Source organism: Halorubrum tibetense, from assembly GCF_042661865.1.
In the GTDB taxonomy this organism is placed as follows: domain Archaea; phylum Halobacteriota; class Halobacteria; order Halobacteriales; family Haloferacaceae; genus Halorubrum; species Halorubrum tibetense.
Genome location: NZ_JBHSWW010000225.1, coordinates 1 through 3,972, shown reverse-complemented (window position 1 = coordinate 3,972; position 3,972 = coordinate 1). Strand labels below are relative to the sequence as shown.

Annotated in this window: 1 protein-coding gene and 1 pseudogene; both read left to right on the top strand. The window is 69.8% G+C overall.

The features are described from left to right. The first annotated feature begins 376 nt into the window (after nucleotides 1-376). A complete protein-coding gene (locus ACFQEU_RS12415; RefSeq protein WP_379782591.1) occupies nucleotides 377-3,697 on the top strand; it encodes a PAS domain-containing protein in 3,321 nt (1,106 codons plus the stop codon). A gap of 45 nt (nucleotides 3,698-3,742) precedes the next feature. Further along, a pseudogene (locus ACFQEU_RS12410) lies at nucleotides 3,743-3,972 on the top strand (orotate phosphoribosyltransferase); the annotation flags it as partial.

The following is a 3,972-nucleotide window of genomic DNA, read 5'->3' as shown; positions in this document are numbered from 1 at the left end:
ACGCACCGTCGACGGCGACCTCGCGGTCGTGACGCCCGCCGAGGTCGAGCGGGTCGTCGCCGGCGGCGGCGGGATCGACCGCTGACATCGGCTCCGGCGTCCGGCTATTGCGGAGCGACACCGTTCTTCACGCGGCCGAGACGTGATGAATCCGATCCGACACGGAGGGATCCGGATCGAACGTCCACTTTCGGCGGCCGGATACGGGGCGCGAATATCGGATCTGAGGATATACGGGAAACCGTTAAGTCGTAACTGCTGGTACGGTGGGGCGTGATCGGAACGACAGGACGGCCGCCTCACGACGCCGTGGGCGGACCGGATCCCATCCGCTGGCCGTCGGTGGGCGTGGCGCGCCGCGCGGGGGGATCGATCGATGGCGGCTGAGAACCGACTCCTCCACCTCGGAGCGCCAGCGGACGCCCCGTGGGCGGAGCTCCCTCCCGAGACGCGCGTCGTCGACGCGGTCCCGTCGGACGGAACCGACGCGGACGTAGCCACTGCCGTCGCCGGCGACGCCGACGCCGTCGTGGTCCGGCTTGACGTGGGTGATCGAGACGACGGCAGTAACCGATACAACGGAATCGACCGACCCGACTGCCTCCGCGCCGTCCGCGAGCGCTTCCCCGAGACGACGGTCCTCGCGTATACCGCCGATGACGACGCTGACGCCGCGATCGACGCCGGTCGACACGGGATCGAGTACGTCTCCGGTCGCCGACTGACGGCCGACGGGGAGACGCTCGCGAACCGAGTCCGGGCGGCAAGCGGCCGCCGTGGCACCGGCCGAAGCGCGAACGACGAGTTCCTCGAGCGCTTCCTCCGGATCACGTCCGACCGTTCCATGGACGTCGAAGCCAAGGTCGACCGCCTCCTCGAAGTGGGCCGCGAACGACTAGACCTGACGATCGGGTTCACCTCGCGGGTCGACGAGGACCGATACGAGCTGCTCCAGCAGGTGGGGGCGGACGAGCTCCTCCAGTCGTTCATCGAAGCGGGGGCGATCAGCCCCGACGGCACCGTCCCGCTGGAGACGACGTACTGTCGGCGGACGATCGAAGACGGCGGGACGACGGCGTTCACCGACCCGGAGCGGGACGGGTGGGCCGACGACCCAGCCTACGAGCTGTTCGGTCTGGAGACGTACATCGGCGGTCGGGTCGTCGTCGAGGGGGAGACCCTCGGGACGCTGTGTTTCGCGGACGAGGACACCCGTGAGCGGCGCTTCACCGACGCGGAGCGGTTGTTCGTCGAGCTGCTCGCGGAGTGGCTCGGCCAGGAGTTCGAGCGCCAGCAGGCCCGAGACCGGCGCGAGGCCGCGACGGAACGGCTGGAGAACACGCTCGAACGGATCGACGACGCGTTCTTCGCGCTCGACGCCGACTGGGAGTTCACCTACGTCAACGGGAAGGCGGCGACGCTGCTCGACCGGGACCCCGACGCGCTCGTGGGGACGCACGTCTGGAGCGAGTTCCCGGACGCGCTCGGACGGAGGTACGAGTCGGCGTACCGGGGGGCGATGGAGACACAGGAGCCGGTCTCCTTCGAGGACCACTACGGCCCGCTCGACCTCTGGACGAAGGTCCGAGCGTACCCCTCCGAAGACGGGCTCTCCGTCTTCTTCACCGATATCACCGACCGGAAGCGACGCGAGGAGCGGCTGAGACAGCTGCTCGGGACGGCGGAACGGCTCCAGCGCGCCGAGGACGCCGAGGGGATCGCGACCCGACTTGTCGATGCCGCCCGTGAGGTACTCGGCTACCGGATCAACGGGATCGAGCTGTACGACGAGGCGACGGAGACGCTCGAAATCGTCTCGTGGAGCGACGAGGCCGCCGAGCGTCTCGGGGAGTGGACGCCGCGACCGGTCGGCGAGGACACCTCCAGCGAGGCGCTCGACACCGGCGAGCACGTCGTCGTCGACGACGTCCGGGAGCGCGACGACGGCCGTGACTACGGGGATATCCGCTCGGTTATCGCGGTCCCGCTCGGCCGTCACGGGGTGTTCTCCGTCGGGTCACCGGAGCCGGGAGCGTTCGACGACGCCGACCTCTCCGTCGTCCAGCTGCTGGCGACGAACGCGACGGCGGCGTTCGACCGCGTCGACAGACAGCGGCAGCTCCGAACGTACGAGTCGGCGCTGGAGAACGTCGACGACATGGTGTGTGTGCTCGACGCCGACGGCGCGGTCACGTACGCGACGACCCCGTTCGCGGCGTGGCTCGGCATCCCGAAGGACGCGCTCGTCGGCCGAGCGATCTCGGCGGTGTTGGACGCGTCGGGTGGGGCGGACGGGCGCGCTACCTCCCCGTCACGCACCGACGGCACGATCCTGGACGCGATCGCGTCGCTGGCGCGCGACGAGGAGGCGGACAGCACTGTCGTCGACGTGACCGTCGAGCCGGCGGACACGGGAGGCACGGCGGGGCCGGATGGCGGCTCGGGTGGGGTGAGACGTGACGACCGGACGCGTCGGGGGGAGCTTCGGCTCTCGTCGCTCCACGACGGCTCCGGCGGGGTGGTCGCGTCACTCGTCGACACCACCGATCTCCACCGAACGAGAACCGAGCTCAGCCGAGAGCGCGACCGGTTCAACCGTCTGTTCGAGCGGCTTCCCGATCCCGTGATCGAGGTAGTCCACGAGGCGGACGACACCGTCATCCAATCGATAAACCCGGCGTTCGAGTCGCAGTTCGGATACGAGGCGGCCACGGTCCGTGGGCAGTCGATCGGCGAGCTCGACCTCCGGTACGACACGCTCGACCCGGCGGAGCCGGCGACCAGCGAGGCGTCGATCGACCGCCGCGTCCGCGAGGAGGGGCACGTCACCGACGAGATCCGTCGCCGAACGGTGGCGGGCCCCCGGGAGTTCCTCTTTCGTGGGTTCACGTACGACGCGCCGGACCAGACGTACGCGTTCGGTATCTACACGGATATCACGGAGCGGAAACACCGCGAGCGATATCTCAGCGTCGTCAACCGGATCCTCAGACACAACCTCCGGAACGAGCTGAACGTCGTGTTCGGGTTCGCCAGCGAGATCGCGAATCGAACCGACGACGACCGGATAGCCGACTACGCCGACCGGATCGAGGCGACCGCGAAGCGTCTCTCGGACCTCGGCGACGGCGCACGGGAGATCAAACGCGTCGTCGAAGAGGGGCTCTCCGAACAGCCGCGGCCGCTGTCGGTTCGGCCGGTGGCCGAGACGGTGGCCGAGCGTCGGGCCGAGCAGCACCCCGACGCCCGGATCGAGGTGTCGATCCCGGACGGGGTCACGGTCCGGGCCGACGACCGGCTCGACCGCGTGCTCGATCACCTCGTCGAGAACGCGGTCGTCCACGCCGACACCGACGCGCCGCGGGTGTCGATCGACGCGACCGCGGACCCCGATCGCGGTTCCGTCACGGTACGCGTCGCGGACGACGGGCCGGGGATCCCGGAGGCGATCCGGGAGGTGGTCTCGGGCGACGCGGCGATCACGCAGCTCCGACACAACTCCGGGATCGGGCTGTGGATCGTCGCCTGGGTGGTCGAGGCGTACGGTGGGACGGTCGGGTTCGAGCCCGGGATCGACGGCGAGGGGACGACCGTTCGACTCCGGCTGCCCGCCGCGGGTCCGCCGGCCGCGGAGTCGTCGCCATCCGGCGAGTCGCCATCCGACGAGCCAGCACCCGGCGAGTCGGACCTGGAGTGAGGGGGAACCGGCCGGTTTATTATCGCGCCACGACCCCGATCCGATATGACCGACGACGACCGACCGGTCGAGCTGATCGCCGCGCTTCGCGCTGCGGATGCGGTTCGATTCGGGGAGTTCGAGCTCTCACACGGGGGGACGAGCGACTACTACGTGGATAAGTACCTCTTCGAAACCGACCCCGACTGTCTCGGGCTCATCGCCGACGCGTTCGCCGACCGGCTGGCCGACACCGACGCGACGCTTGCCGGGGTCGCGCTCGGCGCGGTCCCGCT

Bases quoted from the DNA above. Each gene is read 5' to 3' on its own strand.
- ACFQEU_RS12415 (WP_379782591.1), top strand. From the start codon at position 377: ATGGCGGCTGAGAACCGACTCCTCCACCTCGGAGCGCCAGCGGACGCC.